Origin of the sequence: Falsiroseomonas sp. HW251 (assembly GCF_050563545.1) — a bacterium.
Taxonomy (GTDB): domain Bacteria; phylum Pseudomonadota; class Alphaproteobacteria; order Acetobacterales; family Acetobacteraceae; genus Falsiroseomonas.
In genome coordinates, this window is record NZ_JBNXUM010000007.1 from 104,679 (window position 1) to 122,860 (window position 18,182).

Annotated in this window: 14 protein-coding genes and 1 tRNA gene; 14 read left to right on the top strand and 1 reads right to left on the bottom strand. The window is 73.3% G+C overall.

Going from position 1 to position 18,182, the window contains the following annotated elements:
• The first annotated feature begins 24 nt into the window (after positions 1–24).
• The 12 genes from ACLF3M_RS10415 (at position 25) to cysG (ending at position 16,854) form a co-directional block, all read left to right on the top strand.
• Positions 25–2,679: an ATP-binding protein gene (locus ACLF3M_RS10415; protein ID WP_430656851.1), complete on the top strand. Its 2,655-nt coding sequence runs from the start codon at positions 25–27 to the stop codon at positions 2,677–2,679.
• Entirely contained in the window at positions 2,676–3,374 is a 699-nt protein-coding gene (locus tag ACLF3M_RS10420) for a response regulator (RefSeq protein ID WP_430656852.1), read from the top strand. Before ACLF3M_RS10415 ends, ACLF3M_RS10420 begins: the two co-directional genes overlap by 4 nt.
• A gap of 93 nt (positions 3,375–3,467) precedes the next feature.
• A complete protein-coding gene (locus ACLF3M_RS10425) occupies positions 3,468–4,028 on the top strand; it encodes an ANTAR domain-containing response regulator (RefSeq protein WP_430656853.1) in 561 nt (186 codons plus the stop codon).
• 233 nt (positions 4,029–4,261) lie between these two features.
• Entirely contained in the window at positions 4,262–5,326 is a 1,065-nt protein-coding gene (locus ACLF3M_RS10430; protein WP_430656854.1) for a CmpA/NrtA family ABC transporter substrate-binding protein, read from the top strand.
• Positions 5,323–6,588: a CmpA/NrtA family ABC transporter substrate-binding protein gene (locus tag ACLF3M_RS10435; RefSeq protein WP_430656855.1), complete on the top strand. Its 1,266-nt coding sequence runs from the start codon at positions 5,323–5,325 to the stop codon at positions 6,586–6,588. The genes ACLF3M_RS10430 and ACLF3M_RS10435 overlap by 4 nt, the downstream gene beginning before the upstream one ends.
• A gap of 4 nt (positions 6,589–6,592) precedes the next feature.
• On the top strand, positions 6,593–7,471 hold the full coding sequence (ntrB, locus tag ACLF3M_RS10440; RefSeq protein ID WP_430656856.1) for a nitrate ABC transporter permease: 879 nt from the start codon (positions 6,593–6,595) through the stop codon (positions 7,469–7,471).
• A gap of 12 nt (positions 7,472–7,483) precedes the next feature.
• Complete coding sequence (locus ACLF3M_RS10445; protein ID WP_430656857.1) at positions 7,484–8,272, top strand: ABC transporter ATP-binding protein; 789 nt, start codon at positions 7,484–7,486, stop codon at positions 8,270–8,272.
• A gap of 214 nt (positions 8,273–8,486) precedes the next feature.
• Positions 8,487–9,677, top strand: a complete 1,191-nt coding sequence (locus tag ACLF3M_RS10450; RefSeq protein ID WP_430656858.1) for an NAD(P)/FAD-dependent oxidoreductase — start codon at positions 8,487–8,489, stop codon at positions 9,675–9,677.
• Entirely contained in the window at positions 9,677–11,404 is a 1,728-nt protein-coding gene (locus ACLF3M_RS10455) for a NirA family protein (RefSeq protein WP_430656859.1), read from the top strand. Before ACLF3M_RS10450 ends, ACLF3M_RS10455 begins: the two co-directional genes overlap by 1 nt.
• A complete protein-coding gene (locus ACLF3M_RS10460) occupies positions 11,401–12,933 on the top strand; it encodes a sulfite reductase subunit alpha (RefSeq protein WP_430656860.1) in 1,533 nt (510 codons plus the stop codon). The genes ACLF3M_RS10455 and ACLF3M_RS10460 overlap by 4 nt, the downstream gene beginning before the upstream one ends.
• A 1-nt stretch (position 12,934) precedes the next feature.
• A complete protein-coding gene (locus ACLF3M_RS10465) occupies positions 12,935–15,553 on the top strand; it encodes a molybdopterin-dependent oxidoreductase (RefSeq protein WP_430656861.1) in 2,619 nt (872 codons plus the stop codon).
• The gene (cysG, locus tag ACLF3M_RS10470; RefSeq protein ID WP_430656862.1) at positions 15,550–16,854 is read left to right on the top strand and encodes a siroheme synthase CysG; all 1,305 of its coding nucleotides are present in this window, start codon (positions 15,550–15,552) and stop codon (positions 16,852–16,854) included. Before ACLF3M_RS10465 ends, cysG begins: the two co-directional genes overlap by 4 nt.
• 24 nt (positions 16,855–16,878) lie before the next feature.
• Here cysG and ACLF3M_RS10475 read toward each other — a convergent pair.
• A tRNA-Leu gene (locus ACLF3M_RS10475) sits at positions 16,879–16,961 on the bottom strand.
• A 159-nt stretch (positions 16,962–17,120) separates the two neighbouring features.
• On the opposite strand from ACLF3M_RS10475, the gene ACLF3M_RS10480 reads away from it, so the two are divergent.
• Both ACLF3M_RS10480 and otsB read left to right on the top strand, forming a co-directional pair.
• Positions 17,121–17,324 carry a hypothetical protein gene (locus ACLF3M_RS10480; RefSeq protein ID WP_430656863.1) on the top strand — a complete coding sequence of 68 codons (204 nt, stop codon included), beginning with the start codon at positions 17,121–17,123 and terminating at the stop codon, positions 17,322–17,324.
• 74 nt (positions 17,325–17,398) lie between these two features.
• Positions 17,399–18,112 (top strand): trehalose-phosphatase, encoded by a 714-nt coding sequence (gene otsB, locus ACLF3M_RS10485; protein WP_430656864.1) that lies wholly within the window; start codon positions 17,399–17,401, stop codon positions 18,110–18,112.
• Positions 18,113–18,182: the final 70 nt, after the last annotated feature.

An 18,182-nucleotide genomic window follows, 5' to 3' on the forward strand; every position in this document is an offset into this window, starting at 1 on the left:
CGGCGAGGCTGCTATCGGAAGGGAATGGCCGACGAGCCCGCCCGCCCCGATCCCGACGCCCTGCTCGCGCTGGCGCGGCGGGAAGGGCGCGGGCGGCTAAAGGTGTTCCTCGGCGCCGCCCCCGGCGTCGGCAAGACGATGGAGATGCTCGCCGAGGCCCGCCGTCGTCTTGCCGGCGGCACCGACGTCCTGGCCGGCATCGTCGAGACGCATGGCCGGGCGGAGACGCAGGCCGCGATCGGCGACCTGCCGGTCCTGCCGCGCGCCCGCATCCCCTATCGCGGGCAGGCGCTGGAGGAGTTCGACCTCGACGCCGCGCTCGCAAGGCGCCCGCAGGTCCTGCTGCTCGATGAGCTCGCGCACAGCAACGCGCCGGGCAGCCGCCACCCCAAGCGCTGGCAGGACGTGGAGGAACTGCGCGCGGCCGGCATCGAGGTCTGGACCACGATGAACGTCCAGCACCTGGAGAGCCTGTCGGAGGCGGTGGCCCGCATCACCGGCGTGCGCGTGACGGAGACGGTGCCCGACCGCGTGCTGGCGGAGGCCGACGCCGTCGAGCTGATCGACATCCCGCCCGCCGAGCTCCTCGAGCGCATGCGCCAGGGCCGCATTTACCGCCCCGACCAGGCCACCCGCGCGCTGCAGGGCTTCTTCAGGGAAGGCAACCTCGCCGCGCTGCGCGAGATGGCGCTGCGCCGCACGGCGGAGCGCGTGGATGCCGACGTCACGGGCTACATGCGCGCCAACGCCATCGCCGGCCCCTGGCCCGCCGGAGACCGGGTCATGGCGCTCGTCGGCGCCGACGCCTCGGCCGAGACGGTGGTGCGGGAGGCACGGCGCGTGGCGGACGCGCTGAAGGCGCCGCTGATCGCCCTGCATGTCGAGCGGCCCACCGCCGCCCCTGGCGCCGATCCCAGCGCCGTGCTGCGGCTGGCGGAGCGGCTCGGGGCGACGACCGAAACCGTGGTTGCCCCCGATCTGCCGGCCGCGATCCTGCGCGAAGCGCGGGCGCGCAACGTGACGCATCTTGTCATCGGCCGCGGCCGGCCGGGGTGGTGGGCACGGGCGACGGGCCGCACGCTGTCGGCGGCGCTGCTGCGACAGGCCACGGACTTCACGCTGCACCTCGTTCCGGAACCGGCGGCCGCGCCGCGTCCCCTGCCGCCCGAGCACCGCGGCCTTCCGCGCTGGGCGGACTGGCTGCTCACCCTTGCGCTGGTCGCCGCCGCGACGCTGGTCGGCCTCGCTTTCGACGATGTGGTGCCGGAAGGCGCGCTCGGCATGGTCTATCTCGTGCCAATCGTGGCGGCGGCGGTGGGCTTCGGGCCGGTGCAGGGCGCGGTGGCCGCGGCGCTCAGCTTCCTCTGCTGGAACTTCCTGTTCCTGCCGCCGCGCTACAGCCTCACCATCGCGGGGCCCCAGGACGTCGTGGGCGTGGTGGTCTTCGCGCTCGTCGCGCTGCTGCTGGCGGGCACCACCGGACGCCTCGGGCGCTCGATGCGCGCGGCACGCGCGCGTCTTCTCGGCCTGCGGCGCCTGGTGGAGCTCAGCCGCCAGCTCGGCGCCGCAGGCGACAAGGGCGACCTCGTGCAGGCCATCGCCGGGCAGGCCTCGCGCATCGCGGGCGCGCCGGCCTGCGTGCTGCTGCTGCTGCCGCCGCTGCCCGGCGAGAGCGCGCCCGAACCCGTGCTGCGCGCCAGCGTGCCGATCGACGCCGAGCCCGACGAGGCCAGCATGGCAGCGGCGCGCTGGGCGGTCGCCAATGGCCGCGCCGCGGGACGCGGGACGGACACGCTGCCCTCCGCCGCCTGGCAGTTCCGGCCGATGCGCACCGCGGGCGGCCTCGCCGGGCTGGTCGGGCTGCGCATCGGCGACACGCCGCCGCATGACGAGGCCGACCGCGCGCTGGACGCGCTGCTGGACCAGGCCGCCATCGCGGTGGAGCGCGCGGAGCTGATGGAGGAACGCGCCCGCGGCGAGGCGCGGGCCGAGACCGAGGCCCTGCGCACGGCGCTGCTGACCTCGCTCGGCCACGACCTCAGGACGCCGCTCACCTCGATCCGCGGCGCCATCTCGACGCTGCGCAGCTCCGGCCACACGCTGTCGGAAGCGACGCGCGCCGATCTGCTGGCGACCGCGGAGGAGGAGACGGAGCGGCTGTCCCGCTGGATCGCCAACATCCTCGACATGGTGCGCATCGAGAACCGCCAGGTCGAGCCGCGGCGCGAGCCGGTCGATGTCGCCGAGGCCGTGGAGACCGCCGCCGCGCGCGCCGCGCGGACGCATGGGCGGCAGGTCGCGCTCGACCTCGGCCCGCGCCCGACCGCCCCGCGCCTGGATCCCGCGCTGCTCGACCAGGTGCTGACCAACCTGCTGGACAACGCGCTGAAATTCTCAGGGCCCGAAGGCCGCGTCGCCGCGCGGGTGGGGCGTGAGGGAGCGGAGGTGGTGATCGCCGTCGAGGATGACGGGCCGGGCATCCCCGGCGAGGATCTCCATCGCGTCTTCGATCCCTTCTTCCGCGCGACGCGCACCGACCGCGTCGCGGCAGGCAGCGGCCTCGGCCTCGCGATCTGCCGCGGCCTCGTGCATGCCATGGGCGGGCGCATCGCCGCCGAAAGCCCGGCGATGCCGGACGGGCGCGGCACGCGGATGGTGGTGAGGTTCCCCGGCGCATGAACGAGGCCGTCCCGCCGCGCATCCTCGTCGTGGACGACGAGCCGCAGATCCACCGGTTCCTCGGCCCCGCGCTGGAGGCGGCGGGCTACGCGCCGCTGCGTGCGACGACGATGGCCGAGGGTTTGCGCCTGGCGGCGGAGCGCGCGCCGGCGCTGGTGCTGCTCGACCTCGGACTGCCGGACGGCGACGGCAAGCTGGCCATCCCCAGGCTGCGCGGCTTCACCGAGGCCCCGGTCATCGTGCTGTCCGCCCGCGACCAGGAAGCCGAGAAGGTCGCGTCGCTGGATGCGGGCGCGGACGACTATGTCGAGAAGCCCTTCGCGCTGGGCGAGCTGCTCGCACGGCTCCGTGCCGCGCTTCGCCGCGCCGGCGCGGCGGCCAGGCAGCCCGCGGACAGCATCCTGCGCGTCGGCGCGCTGGAGCTCGATCTCGCGCGCAGGACGGCGCGCGTGGGGGGCGGCGAGCCCTTGAAGCTCACGCCGCGCGAGTGGGACCTGCTCGCCGCGCTGGTCCGTGGCGGAGAGGGTCGCGTGACGACGCAGCGGCAGCTCCTCGCCGCGGTCTGGGGGCCGGCTCATGTCGAGGATGCGCAGTATCTGCGCGTCTATATCGGGCACCTCCGGCAGAAGCTCGGGCCGGCTGCGGGTCTGATCCGGACCGAGCCTGGCGTGGGTTACCGGTTCGGCGAAGCGTAGCGCACGGGGCCTCTTCTCATTTGCTGCCGGCCGGTCCATCTCTCGGGCCGGAGGCAATCGCGGCATACGGCTCCTTGGGTCGAAGGGGCTTCCTTGCGCGTCCTTCTTGTCGATGGCGAACCGGAGCGGGCGGCGGCCGTGCAGGCCGGCCTGGAATCCGCGGGCTGCCAAGTGGTGGCCGTCGCCGCCAGCGCCGCCGATCTCACCGCGCTCGTGCGCGAGGCCGAGGCCGAGGTCATCGTCTGCGACATCGACGATCCCGGCCGCGACGCGCTGGAATCCATGCGCGCGCTGCATCGCGACGAGCCCCGCCCCGTCGTCGTCTTCGCCGCGCGCGGGGAGCCCGACCAGATCGAAGCCGCGATCGAGGCCGGGGTCGCGGCCTACGTCGTGGAAGGGCTGGCGCCGGGCCGCGTGCGGCCGGTGATCGAGGTCGCGATCCGCCGCTTCCGCGCCCACCAGGCGCTGCGCGCCAAGCTGGAGGAAGCGCAGGCCACGCTGGCCGACCGCGTGGTGATCGAGCGCGCGAAGGGCGTGCTGATGCAGCGCCGCGGACTGCCGGAGGACGAGGCCTATCGCCTGATGCGGCGCTGGGCGATGGATCGCGGAGAAAAGCTGGTGCAGGTCGCGCAGCGCTTCCTGCGCGAAATCTAGGCATTTCGCGCTTCGATTTTGCATTCTCCGTCTGATCTGGCCAAAATTGCCTTCGCGGGCAGCATTTTTGGCTTTCCGGGCCAGCCCAGCCCGTGCTCTTCACCGATCCGTCGCAGCGATTGCGGCTGGCTCCCGCCGCAACGGCGTGGCGGGATGCCGGAGCCCATCATTCCCAACCCGGCGGTCCAAAGGCGGTCCGCTCCCCGAGGCTTCGGCCTCCCGGACGCGACCGCATGGCTTCGGCCCTCCGCATCGGCTTTGTGACGCTGACCGACGCCGCGCCGCTGGTGGTGGCGGATGCGCTCGGCTTCTTCGCGGCTGCCGGGGTGCGCGTGACGCTCTCGCCCGAGCGGTCCTGGGCGGGGCTGCGGGACAAGTTGGCCTTCGGCGCGCTGGACGGGGCACATCTGCTCGCGCCGATGGCGGTCGCGCTGGCTGCCGGCGCGGGCGGCCTGCGGCGTCGGCTGGACGTCACGCTCCGGATGTCGCGCAACGGCAACACAGTGGTCCTGTCGCATGCGCTTGCGAACGCCGTGCAGGGCTACGCCGCGCCGCTGTCCGCGCAGGCCTTCGCCGCCGCGCTGCATGCCCGGGCCGAAGACGGGATGCCGCCGCCGACGCTCGGCGTGGTCTTCCCGCATTCCTCGCACAACTACCTCCTGCGGGAATGGCTGGCGTCGGGCGGGCTCGATCCCGACCATGACTGCCGCCTGGTCGTCGTGCCACCGCCGCAGATGGCGCGCGCCCTGGCCGACGGCGCGATCGAGGGCTTCTGCGCCGGCGAGCCCTGGGGAAGTCACGCGGTCGCGCTCGGCGCCGGCCGCTTCGCCTTCACCACCGGCGACATCTGGCCGGACCATCCGGAGAAGGTGCTGGCCTTCGCCGAGGGGCTCGCGGATCGCGAGGCCGATGCAGTGGTCGCCGCCACCGCCGCGGTGATCGAGGCGCAGCGCTGGCTGACCGATCCCGCCAATCTCGGCGCCGCGACGGCCCTGCTGGCAGAGCGTGTCTTTCCCGCGCTGGCGCCGTCCACCATCGCCGCGGTGCTGGGCGGGCGCATCGCGGCGGCGCCGGGCGGCGCGCCCTTCGTTCTGGCCCACCCCACGCGGTTCGACCCCGGCACGCCGCCATCGTCCGAATGGGCGGCGCGCTGGTTCGCCGCGATGGGGCGCTGGGGCCATCTGCCGGTCGCAGCGACCGAGGAAGACGCCCGCGCGCCCTGGCGCCCCGACCTTTGGCAGCGCGCCGCGCGCCTGCTTTCCACCGAGACCGCTTCGCCGAAGGAGTCCACCGCATGAACACGACCCGCCGCCAGGCCATCGCGGCCACCGCCGCGCTGCTTGCCGCCGCCCGCGCGGCGGCCCCGCGCGGCGCGTTCGCGCAGGGCAGCACGACGCCGGAGGTGCGCAAGGCCACCCTCGGCTTCATCGCGCTGACCGACGCGGCGGCGGTGATCATCGCGAAGGAGAAGGGCTTCTTCGCCAAGCACGGCATGCCCGATGTCGATGTCGCGCGGCAGGCGAGCTGGGGCGCGACGCGCGACAACCTCGTGCTCGGCGGCGGGCGCGGCGGCATCGACGGCGCGCATCTGCTGACGCCGATGGCCTACCTCATCCACACCGGCCGCATCGTGCAGAACAACCAACCCGTGCCAATGGCGCTGCTGGCGCGGCTGAACACCAACGGCCAGGCGATCAGCGTGGCGGAGAAGCACAAGGCGCTGGGCGCGAAGCTGGACGCTACGCCGCTGCGCCGCGCGTTCAACAGCGACAGCAAGGTCGCGATGACCTTCCGCGGCGGCACGCACGACATGTGGGTGCGCTACTGGCTTGCCGCCGCCGGCATCGACCCGGAGCGCGACGTGTCCACGATCGTCGTCCCGCCGCCGCAGATGGTCGCGAACATGCGCGTCGGCACGATGGACGCCTTCTGCGTCGGCGAGCCCTGGAACGCGCAGCTCGTCTCCCAGCGCCTGGGCTACACCGCGGCCGTGACCGGCGAGCTCTGGAAGGACCATCCGGAGAAGTGCCTGGCGCTGCGCGGCGACTTCGTGCAGCAGAACCCCCGCGCGACCGAGGCGCTGACCGCCGCGGTGATCGAGGCCGCGCGCTGGTGCGACACGCCGGCCAACAAGGCCGAGATGTGCGACATCATCGGCCGCCGCGCCTGGCTGAACGTCGCGCCGGCCGACATCCTGGGTCGCATGCGCGGCGAGGTCGATTACGGCGACGGCCGCAACCTGACCAACATCGACCTCACCATGAAGTTCTGGCGCGACCACGCCAGCTATCCCTTCCGCAGCCACGACCTCTGGTTCCTGGTGGAGAACATCCGCTGGGGCATCCTGCCGGAGAACCTCGATACCGGGCCGCTGCTGCGCGAGGTGAACCGCGAGGACATTTGGCGTGCCGCCGCCGCGCGCGCCGGCGTGCCCAACGGCGAGACGCCGTCCGGCACCAGCCGCGGCCGCGAGACCTTCTTCGACGGCAAGGTCTTCGACCCCGAGAATGTCGGCGCCTACCTCAACTCGCTCTCCATCAAGAAGCTGGCGGCGGCCTGATCCCATGAACGCAATCTTGCCCCCGCCCGCGCCGGTCACGGTCGCCGCCAGCGCGCCGGCCACGCCGGCAGCGCCCGGCCTGGCCGTACGGCTGCTGCCGGCGCTGCGGCATGCCGCCGCGGTCGTGCTGCCGCCGGCGCTGCTGGTCCTTGCGCTGCTTGGCCTCTGGGAATGGGCGATGTCGGGCCCGGGCGCGACGCTGCCGCCGCCGTCCACGGTCTGGTCGAGCTCCTACGAGCTGATCACCAGCCCGTTCTACGACCGCGGCGGGCTCGACAAGGGGCTCGGCCTGCACCTCGCGGCCAGCCTGCAGCGCGTGGCGCTGGGCTTCGCCATCTCCGCCGTCGTCGGCGTGGCGCTCGGGATGCTGGTCGGCAGCTCGACGCTGGCGATGCGGGCGCTCGATCCCCTGTTCCAGGTGCTGCGCACGGTCCCGCCACTGGCCTGGCTGCCGCTCTCGCTCGCGGCGTTCCGCGAAGCGCAGCCCAGCGCGATCTTCGTGATCTTCATCACCGCGGTCTGGCCGATCATCATCAACACCGCGGTCGGCGTGCGAAACGTGCCGTCGGACTACCGCAACGTCGCGCGCGTCATCCGCCTCTCGCCGCTCGACTGGTTCCTGCGCATCGTGGTGCCGGCAGCCGCGCCCTACATCTTCACGGGGCTGCGCATCGGCGTCGGCCTGTCGTGGCTGGCGATCATCGCCGCCGAGATGCTGATCGGCGGCGTCGGCATCGGCTTCTTCGTCTGGGATGCCTGGAACAGCTCCAACCTGTCCGACATCGTGGTCGCCCTCGTCTACATCGGCCTGATCGGCTTCGCTCTGGATCGACTGATGGCCTTCACCGGCCGCGCCGTGACGCGCGGCACGTCGCAGCAATAGGGGGGCCGGGATATGGATCGCGCCTATCTCGAGATCAGCCGCGTCTCAGTCCGCTTCGGGGCGAACGTGCCGGTGCTGAACGGCGTGGAGCTGAAGGTCGGCCAGGGCGAATACGTTGCCGTCATCGGCCATTCCGGCTGCGGCAAGTCGACGCTGCTGAACGTCGTGGCGGGGCTGCTGCCCGCGACGTCCGGCGGCGTGATCCTGGAAGGGCGGGAGGTCGACCAGCCCGGCCCCGACCGCGCCGTGGTCTTCCAGAACCACAGCCTGCTGCCCTGGCTGACCTGCCACGAGAACGTGAAGCTCGCGGTGGACCGCACCGCAGGACGCGGGATGTCGCGCGCCGAACGCCACGACTGGACGCTGCACAACCTGGCGCTGGTCCGGATGGAGGCGCATGCGGGCAAGCGTCCGCACGAGATCTCCGGCGGGATGAAGCAGCGCATCGGGATCGCGCGCGCGCTGTCGATGAAGCCCAAGGTCCTGCTGCTGGACGAACCCTTCGGCGCGCTGGACGCGCTGACCCGCGCGCATCTGCAGGACCAGGTCATGCAGATCCATGCGGAGCTCGGCACCACGGTGATGATGATCACCCACGATGTGGACGAGGCCGTGCTGCTGTCCGACCGCATCGTGATGATGACGAACGGGCCCAACGCGACGATCGGCGAGGTGCTGGAGGTGGATCTTCCCCGCCCGCGCGACCGCCTTGCGCTCGCGTCGGACCCGAAGTTCCTGGCGGCGCGGGAAGCGGTGCTGCGCTTCCTGCACGAACGCCACGCGCTGCCGGCGGCGGCGTGACCGCCATGGCGGGAGAGGCGCGCCGGACGGGCCGGCGACACGGACGAAATGCGACCGGCCGCGGCGCGAAGCCGTTCCGAAACACGCGTGGTATCGCGGTGAAACCCCCCAGCGGCACGTTCAACGACGGTCACGGAGCGACGGTCGGATGGATCCCGGCGAAGCACGCAGAGGGCGCGCGAGACGGCGTGGCAAGCCGACCGCGCGCGCGCGCATGACCCGCGTCCTCGTCATCGGCGCTGGCCCTGCCGGCACGCGTTGCGCAGAGCGCATTGCCGGGAATGCCCGTGTTACCCTGGTCTCGGCCGAACCGGCGCTCCCCTACGACCGCATCGCGCTCGGCAAACTCCTCGCCGACGAGGTCGATCCCGCCGCGCTGATCACCCACGACAGCAGGCGCCTGCGCGCGCTCGGCATCCGCTACATGCCCTCGACGCGCGTCGACACGCTCGATCCCGCCGGCGTCGCGATCACGGCGCAGGGCCAGCGACTCGACTTCAACCGCGCCGTCATCGCCACGGGGTCGCACGCCGTCCGTCTGCCAATCCCGGGCGCCGAACTCCCCGGCGTCTACCTCTACCGCAGCATGGCCGACGTGCAGGCCATGCGCCGCGCGGCCGCGGGCGGCGCGCGGGCCGTCGTCATCGGCGGCGGGCTGCTGGGGCTCGAGGCCGCGTCGTCGATGTCCGCCATCGGCGCGCACGTGACAGTGGTGCATGCGCTGGGCTGGCCGATGGAGCGCCAGCTCGATCACGCGGCCGGCGCGCTGCTGGCCCGCCAGCTCGGCGCGACGCGGCGGCTGCGCTTCGTCATGCCCGCGAAGACCGAGGCGATCGAGGGCACGAGCCACGTCACTGCGCTGCGGCTCGCCGACGGCACGCGTATCGCCTGCGACCTCGTCGTCATGGCGGTCGGCGTGCGGCCCAGCGTCGCGCTGGCGCGCGCCACCGGCTTGCAGGTCGACCGCGGTATCGTGGTGGACGACGCCATGCGGACCAGCGATCCGCGCATCCTTGCCATCGGCGAATGCGCGGAGCATCGCGGCGTGGTCTGCGGCCTCGTCGCGCCGGCGCTGGCGATGGCGGAGACCGCCGCGCAGACCCTGCGCGACGCGCCCGCGCGCTACGCGCCGCGCCCCGATCCCGCGGCGCTCAAGGTCTCGGGCATCGCGGTCTGGTCGGCCGGCGAAGTCGCGCCCCCGGACGCCGAGGCGATCACGCTGTCGGACGAGGAAGGCGGGCTCTATCGGCGGCTCTGGCTGCGCGATGGCAGGCTGGTGGGCGCGGTGCTGTATGGCGACACCGCGGATGCGCCGTTCTACCTCGATCTCCTGGACAGCGGGCGGCCCGTGGCGCCGTTCCGCGCGCGGCTCGCCTTCGGCGCCGCCTTCGCGGAAGCCGCGTGATGACCGACGCCGCCTTCACCGCCGAGCAGCAGGAATACCTCAAGGGCTTCATGGCCGGGGTGGAGGCGCGCCGCGGCTCCATCCTGCCGGCGGGCGAAGGCGGGGCGCCGCCGGACGCGCTGCGCGCCGCGCAGGACGCCACGATCGCACGCGGCGGCAGGCTGGTCCCGCAGGAGGAAGCGAAGCGCGAGCGGCATCCGCTGGACCGCTGGGACGAGATGACGGCGCGCGCGGCGGCCGGCAAGTTCCCGAAGCCCATCGACGACTTCATCGGCCGCTACCACGGCCTGTTCTTCGTGGGACCCGCGCAGGACGCCTTCATGTGCCGCCTGCGCATCCCCGGCGGCATCCTGTCGGCGCACCAACTGGCCGGCATCGCCGACATCGCGGAGGACTGCGCCGGCGGCTACGCCGACGTGACGACGCGGGCGAACCTGCAGCTGCGCGAGATCTCCGCGGCGAAGGGCATCGAGGTCGTCTCACGCCTGGCGGAGCTCGGGATCATCCCGAGGGGGACCGGCGCCGACAACATCCGCAACATCACGGCGAGCCCCACCGCGGGCATCGACGCGGTGGAGATCGTCGACACGCGCCCTCTGGTGCGCGCGCTGCACCACCACATCCTCAACACCCGCGACCTCTTCGCCCTGCCCCGCAAGTTCAACATCTCGGTCTGTGGCGGCGGCGCGGTGGAGGTGCTGGAGGAGACCAACGACATCGCGCTGCGCGCGGTGACGACGCCGGAGGGGCTGCGCTATCGCCTGACGCTCGGCGGGATCACCGGCCACCGGGATTTCGCGCGACCGACCGGCATCGTGGTCAGGCCCGACCAGGCCATTCAGGTCTGCGATGCCGTGCTGCGCGTCTTCATCGCGGAGGGCGACCGCACGGATCGCAAGAAGGCGCGGCTGAAATACGTTCTGGACCGCCTCGGCGTGGATGGCTTCGTCGGGCTGGTGGAGCAGCGGCTGGGCCTTGCGCTGGAACGCATGGAGGAGAGCGCGCTGGGCCATGCGCCGGCGCCGGCGAAGCACGGGCATCTCGGCGTGCATGCGCAAAAGCAGGCGGGGCTGAACTACGTCGGCCTGGTGCTGCCGGTCGGGCGGCTGACCACGGACCAGCTTCGCGGCGTGGCACGCATCGCGACGCGCTTCGGCAGCGGCACGATCCGGCTGACGGTCTGGCAGAACCTGCTGGTCAGCGACATCCCGGACGCGGATGTGCAGGCCGCCTGCGAGGCGATCACGGCGCTGGGCCTGGGCTGGCAGGCGTCGAACATCCGCGGCGGGCTCGTCGCCTGCACGGGGAATGCCGGCTGCAAGTTCGCGGCGTCCAACACCAAGCGGCACGCGGCGGAGCTCGCGGATTTCCTCGACGCGCGCATCGCCGTCGACCTGCCCATCAACATCCACCTCACGGGCTGCCATCATTCCTGCGCGCAGCACTATGTCGCGGACATCGGCCTGCTCGGCGCGAAGGTCGAGCGTGGCGAGGACCTCGTCGAAGGCTACGACCTGCATGTCGGCGGCGGCGCCGGGCCCGAACAGAAGATCGGCCGGCTGGTGCTTCCGAAGGTCGCGCAGGACGAGTTGGACGACACCGTGCTGGCGATCCTGCAGGCCTGGATGCGCGACCGCGCGCCCGGCGAGAGCTTCCAGGACTTCACGGCACGGCACGACGACGCCGCGATCGCAGCGATGGCGCGCGTGCAGGAGACCGCGGCGTGAACGCGATCATACCGCAATCCTTCGGCCCGGCGCCGACGCCGCTCATCCCGGACTCCGCGCCCTTCACGCCGGCCCAGCGTGCCTGGCTCAACGGTTTCCTCGCCGGCCTCTATGGCGGCGCGGCTGCGGCAGGCAATGCGTCCTCCGCGCCGCCTCCGCCGACGGCGCCGGCCGAGGACTTCCCGTGGCACGATCCCGCGCTGGAGCTGGATGACCGCCTGAAGCTCGCGGAAGGCCGGCCGTTGGAGCGCCGCCTGATGGCGGCGATGGCGCAGCTGGATTGCGGGCAGTGCGGCTATGTCTGCCAGAGCTACGCCGAGGCGCTGGCGTCGGGGGCCGAGACCTCCGCCGCGCTCTGCGTGCCGGGCGCCAAGGCCACGCAGAAGGCGCTGAAGGCGATGCTGGGGGAAGCGCCGGCGGCGCCGAAGCCCGCGGCGGCCGCGCCGGTGGCGAAGGCCGGCCGCGCGATCCGCTTCGTGTCGGCCGCGCGGTTGACCGGCGAGGGATCGGCGAAGGATGTGCGGCATGTCGTTTTCGACCTCGCGGACAGCGGCCTGACCTACGAGCCCGGCGACAGCCTGTCGCTGGCCGTAGAGAACGATCCTGCGCTCGTGGACGCCGTTCTGGCCGAGCTGCATGCGACCGACGACGCGCTGCGCGAGGAGTTGCTGCGCCGGCGCGACATCGCGCGGCCGCTGGACCGCACGCTGGACCTTCTGGCCGGCGTGGCCAGGCACGCGCCGCATGCCGCGATGCTGCGCAGGCTGGCGGACGGCGAGGACGGCGCGGAGCCCGGGGATGCCGACCTGCTGGACCTGCTGCGGGCCTTCCCCTCGGCTCGGCCGCCGGTGGTGGATCTCGTCGCCTCGTTGCCGGCGCTGAAGCCGCGGCTCTATTCCATCGCGTCGTCGCCGCTGGCCTGCCCTGGTCGGGTGGAACTCTGCGTCGGCGTGGTGCGCGACAACCGCCGCGGGCGGCTCCGCGACGGCGTGGCGTCCTGCCACCTGGCGTTCCGCGCGTCGCCCGACGCGCCACTGACGGCGCAGATGCAGGTCAGCCATTTCCGCCTGCCTGCCGATCCCGCGACGCCGGTGATCATGGTCGGGCCGGGGACGGGCATCGCGCCCTTCCGCGCCTTTCTCCAGCACCGCGAGGCGATCGGCGCCAAGGGCCGGAGCTGGCTGTTCTTCGGCGAGCAGCGCGGCGCGACCGACTTCCTGTTTCGCGAGGAGATCGAGGCCTGGAAGGTGAAGGGCACGCTGTCGCGCCTCTCGCTGGCCTGGAGCCGCGACGGCGCGACGAAGGTCTATGTCCAGCACCGCATGCAGGAAGACGCAGCCGATCTCTGGCGCTGGCTGCAGGATGGCGCGCATTTCTATGTCTGCGGCGACGCCAGCCGGATGGCGAAGGACGTGGACGCGGCGCTGCGCGGGATCGCGCAATCCGAGGGCGGCATGAATGCCGACCAGGCGCGCGACTGGATCGTCGCGCTGGCCCGACAGGGCCGCTATCAGCGCGACGTCTACTGACATGGACGGGACCTTTGCCCCGCGCGCGACGCGCACGACCTGCCCGTACTGCGGCGTCGGCTGCGGCGTGCTGGCAACGCCGAATGCCGGCGGCGCGACCATCGCCGGCGATCCCGTGCATCCCGCCAATGCCGGAAGGCTCTGCTCCAAGGGCACCGCACTGGGCGAGACGCTGTCGCTCGACGACCGCCTGCTGCATCCGGAAGTCGACGGCAAGCGCGCGTCGTGGGACGCGGCGCTGGATGCGGTGGCCGAGGCCTTCCGCAAGGCGCTCGCGCAGCATGGGCCGGAGGGCGTCGCGCTCTATGTCTCGGGCCAGCTGCTGACGGAGGACTACTACGCCGCCAACAAGCTCGCGAAGGGCGTGCTCGGCACCGCGAACATCGACAGCAATTCCCGCCTCTGCATGGCGAGCGCGGTCGCCGCGCATACCCGCGCCTTCGGCGAGGACGTGGTCCCCGGCCTCTATGAGGATCTCGAGCTCGCGGACACGCTGGTGCTGGTGGGATCGAACCTCGCTTGGTGCCACCCCGTGCTGTTCCAGCGCGTGATGGCGGCCAAGGCCGCGCGGCCCGCCATGACGATCGTCGTCGTGGACCCGCGCCACACCGCGACCTGCGAGGGCGCGGATCTGCACCTGCCGCTGCGTCCGGGTTCCGACGTCGCGCTCTTCGCTGCGCTGCTGGTGCATCTGCACGATCGCGGCTTCACGGATCGGGACTACGTCGCCGCGCATACGCAGGGGCTGGAGGAGACGCTGGCCGCCGCGCGCGCGATCGACGCGGCGGCGATGACCGGTCTCGATCCCGTGCTCATCCAGCGCTTCTGCGACATCTGGGCCGCATCGCCACGCGTCACCACGCTCTGGAGTCAGGGCGTGAACCAGTCGAGCGCCGGCACCGACAAGGCCAATGCGATCATCAACTGCCACCTGCTGACGGGGCGCATCGGCAAGCCCGGCGCCGGCCCGTTCAGCGTCACCGGCCAGCCCAACGCGATGGGCGGGCGGGAGACCGGCGCGCTCGCGACCATGCTTGCGGGGCATTTGCGCTTCGACGTGCCGGAGGAGCATGCCGCGCTGGCCGCCTTCTGGGACGCGCCCGCCCTGCCGAGGATGCCGGGCCTGAAGGCGACGCAGCTCTTCGCGGCGCTCGGCGAGGGCCGCATCGCTGCGCTCTGGATCATGGCGACCAACCCCGCGGTGTCGCTGCCCGCGGGCGATGCCGTCCGCGCCGCACTGGCCCGCGCGCCCTTCGTCGTGACGAGCGAAGTGACGCGGCGTTCGGACACCGCCGGCTACGCGCATGTCCGCCTGCCCGCGCTGGCCTGGGGCGAGAAGGACGGCACAGTCACGAACAGCGAACGCATGATCAGCCGGCAGCGCCGCTTCCTGCCCGCGCCGGGAGAGGCGCGGCCTGATTGGTGGATCGTGGCCCAGGTCGCGCAACGGCTCGGCGCGCGCGGCTTCGACTGGCGTGGCCAGGCCGCGATCTTCCGCGAGCATGCGGCGGTCACCGGCCTCGCGCGGCCCTCGGCACGCGCCTTCGACATCTCCGGCCTCGCCGCCCTGCCGGATGCGGAGTACGACGCGATGGCGCCGACACGCTGGCCGGTGCCCGCGCAGGGCGGCGCGCCCGCGCGCTTCTTCGCGGCCGGCGGCACGCTCGCGCCGCGGGCCCGGCTGGTCCCGACGCCCTTCCGCGCCCCGGTGGAGGAGGTTTCGGCCGCGTATCCGCTGCGCCTGCTGACCGGCCGGCTGCGCGACCAGTGGCACACCATGACGCGCACCGGCGGCGTGCCCCGGCTGATGGCGCACAGCCCGGAACCGACCATCACGCTGCACCCGGACGATGGCGAAGGCCTGGCCCGGGGATCGCTCGTCCGCGCGTCCTCGGTGCGCGGCGGGGCGGTGTTCCGGCTCGCCCTCGATCCCGGGCAACCCAGAGGCACGGCCTTCGCGCCGATGCACTGGACCGCGCAGACGGCGCCGGCCGCACGGGTCAACGCGCTCGTCCCGCCCCACGCCGACCCCCAGAGCTTCCAGCCCGAGCTCAAGAACGCGGCGATCCGCGTCGAGCCCTTCGAGGCCGCCTGGCACGCCTTCCTGCTCGCGACCGTGCGGCCCGCCCCCGACATCGCGCCCTTCCTCGCCGCCATCCCGATCGAGGGCGGCTGGCGCCACGAGCTCGCCGGCAGCGACCCACCGGCCGAAGCCTTCGAGCGTCTGCGCGCGCTTCTCGGCGCCGACGGCGAGTCCTGGCTGCACTTCGAGGATCCGACCGCGGGCCTGTACCGCGCCGCGGCGCTGCGCGACGGACGGCTGCTCGGCGCCGTGCTGCTTGGCCCGGACGCGGCGTTGCCGCCCCGCGCCTGGCTCTGCTCGCTGATGGCGGAAGGCGCGCTGTCGACCGCGGATCGCGCAGCGGTGCTCGCGGGTCAGCGCGCGGGCGGGCCGCCGCCCTCGCTCCTGGTCTGCGCCTGCCACGGCGTGACGCAGGCCGCGATCATGGGATGCGGCGCGCGCGACCTGGCCGCGATCGGCGAAGCGACCCGTGCCGGCACGGGCTGCGGGTCCTGCCGGCCGGAAATCGCCGCGCTGCTGGCGAAGGAGCCGGCGTGAGGCACTTCCCCGCCTTCCTCGATCTCGCGGGGCGGACGGCGCTGCTGCTCGGCCAGGGGGAGACGGCCGAGCGCAAGGCGGAGCCGCTGGCCCGCGCCGGTGCGACGCTGCGGCGTGCCCCGCGCTTCGATCCCGCGCTGCTCGACGGCGTGGCGATCGCGATCGGTGCCGATGCGCCGGAGGCCGACCTGCGCGCGCTGTCCGAGGAAGCGCAGCGACGCGGCATTCCCGTCAACATCGTGGACCGCAGCGAGCTCTGTACCTTCGTCATGCCCGCGATCGTGGACCGCGATCCCGTCACCGTCGCGATCTCCACCGGCGGCGCCGCGCCGACGCTCGCGCGCATGGTCCGCCAGCGGATCGAGGCGGTGCTGCCGCCGCGGCTCGGCGCGCTGGCCGCGCTCGCCGGGCGGTTCCAGGCCGCGATCCGGCGCGCCCTGCCCGATGTCGCGGCGCGGCGCCGCTTCCTCGATGCCGCGCTGACCGGGCGCGCCGCCGACCTGGCCCTCGCCGGCCGCGAAGCGGAGGCCGAGGCCGGCTTCACGCAGGCTCTGGCGTCGCACGACGTGCCGCGTAGCGGCAGCGTCTTCCTCGTCGGCGCCGGCCCGGGCGCGGCAGACCTGCTGACGCTCCGCGCGCTGCGACTGCTCGGCGAGGCCGACGTGATCGTGCATGACCGGCTGGTGTCGGACGAGGTGCTGGACATGGCGCGGCGCGACGCCAGGCGGATCTTCGTGGGCAAGGCGCGCGCCGACCACTGCGTCCCGCAGGAGGAGATCAACGCCCTGCTCGTCCGCCTGGCGCGCGAGGGCAACCGCGTCGTGCGGCTGAAGGGCGGGGATCCGCTCGTCTTCGGCCGTGGCGGGGAGGAAGCGCAGGCGCTGTCCGACGCCGGCATCGCCTGCGAGATCGTGCCCGGCATCACCGCAGCGCTGGGCTGTGCGGCCGAGACGGGCATCCCGCTGACGCATCGGGATGCCGCGCGCATGCTCACGCTGGCCACCGGCCACACGCGCGAGGGCCGGCTCGATCTCGATTTCGCCGCCCTGGCGCGCGGGGGGCAGACGATCGCGGTCTACATGGGCATCGCGACCTTGCCCGCCCTCAGGGATGGGCTGGTCGCCGCCGGTCTCGACGCATCAACCCCGGCTGCCATCGTGGAACGCGGCGGGACCGGACATGCGCGCACGCTGGCGGGGACCCTCGCCTCGATCACGCTCGACGCCCCGGGCTGGATGTCGGGCGGGCCGGCATTGGTGCTGATCGGCGAGGCCGTGCGGCTGCGTGCCGTCGTCCCGTAGCGCCGGGGTACGGACCGCTAGGAATGCCCCCGGGGAGATTCGAACTCCCACACCCCTGCGGGCGAGCGATTTTGAGTCGCCTGCGTCTACCGTTCCGCCACGGGGGCCGCGGCGCGACCCTACGACGGAACCGCCCCACGGTGAACAAGCCGCCCCGCGGGTGCATTGCCGCACCGCACGATTCCGCTGGCGCCTCTCACAATATCGTGTATTTGTATGCCATCGCGGCCGCGTGAGGCCGCTCTCCCCGGCGTACGAGGCACCGCGTGAAGCGACTGGCGACCGAGTTCGACATCGGAACCCTGGCCCTGGCCGTCTCCGTGGCGTGGCTGCTCTTCGTCCAGCTCCTGGCCGTGCTGGCCTGGGAGACGGAGCTGCTGACCCGCCAGGGTGCGCTGCTGCACTGGCTCGTCCTCGGCGTCCTGCCGCCGGCCCTCGCGCTCTGGGGCATGCCCGTCCCGCGGCGCTGAAGCGCGGGCAAAGGCGACTTCTCACAGCTTCGAGAGCAAGGCACCCCGGCAGGCCGTTGCCCGTTGGCACCGGCATGGACCACTCGGCCGTCACCCCCGACCGGGCGGCGCTCTTCCTCGACTTCGACGGCACCCTGGTCGAGATTGCCCCGCGGCCCGACGCCGTGCTGGTGCCCACCGGCCTGCCGCCCCTGCTGCGCCGCCTGGCGGAGCGGCTTGACGGCGCACTTGCCATCGTCTCCGGGCGCAGCCTGCCAGACCTCGAGGCTCGCCTGCCCGTCCCCCTGCCCATGGCCGGCGACCACGGGGCGTCGCTGCGCCCGGCGCCCGGCGCACCGGTCGAGACGCTGCTCCTGCCCCACCCCCCGCCGGCCTGGCGCGAGGCGGCCGAGGCGCTCGCCGCCGCTCATCCCGGCGCCCTGGTCGAGGCCAAGCCGCATGGCTTCGTCCTGCATTACCGCCTGGCGCCGCAGGCCGCCGGCGCGGCGCGCGCGCTGCTCGACGGGCTGATCACCGACAACGGCGAGTTCGTCATCATGCCCGCCCGCATGGCCTTCGAGGTGAAGCCGGCGGCCGTCTCCAAGGCGACCGCCGTCGCCGGCCTGATGGCGCGCGCCCCCTTCATGGGCCGCATGCCGGTCTTCGTCGGCGATGATGTGACGGACGAGGCCGGCATGCAGGCCGCGCGCGCCGCCGGCGGCCTCGGCCTGAGGCTGCAGGACGCCTTCGGGAACCCTGCGGGGCTGCGCGACTGGCTCGCACGCCTCGCCGCCGCGCCGCCGTCGTGAGCGCCCGTCCGCTACCCCGCGCGTGGCGGCTGGCGCGGCAGGGCGCCACGATGCCCCCTATGCGCCCCGC